Raw genomic sequence first — 565 nt, forward strand, 5'->3', positions numbered from 1 at the left:
ATGGTGGTGATCCGCCAACTCGTTGCTGAATCTCATGAGATTCGCCACTCAACTAAATTCTTAAACCGTCAACTCACCAATGCGAGTGAAGAAATTTCTCGTTTGAAGCATCAATTAGCCGAAGTACAAAAAGACGCGCTGTTTGATGGACTCTCTAATCTTTACAATCGTCGCGCCTTTGATACTGATTTGAGCATGCTGATTAACGCTAATCAGGCGATGACTCTCATCTTGCTGGATATCGACCACTTTAAAGCGTTCAACGATAACTATGGGCACCTATTTGGTGACACAGTTTTGAAAGCGATCGCGCGTCGACTGCAACAGAGCTGTCGCGATGGCGTGAGTGCGTACCGCTTCGGCGGCGAAGAATTTGCGTTAATTGTGCCAAACAAATCCCTACGAATCGCCCGCCAATATGCCGATACCCTACGCCGCATGATTGAAAAGCTGCGCGTACGTGATAAACGCTCGGGCACACAAGTTCATAGCATTACCGCATCTTTTGGTGTGGCAGAGGTCGAAGTTGGTGACACCGTAGATTCATTGGTCAATAAAGCCGATA

The 565-nt window shown here is 47.3% G+C and carries 1 protein-coding gene; it reads left to right on the forward strand.

Annotation, left to right across the window (positions count from 1 at the left end):
• Positions 1 to 565, forward strand: a 565-nt coding sequence (locus tag R8N47_RS27295) for a GGDEF domain-containing protein (RefSeq protein ID WP_318186377.1), incomplete at both ends; no start/stop codon positions are given.

The sequence above is a fragment of the Vibrio sp. 2132-1 genome (assembly GCF_033344315.1).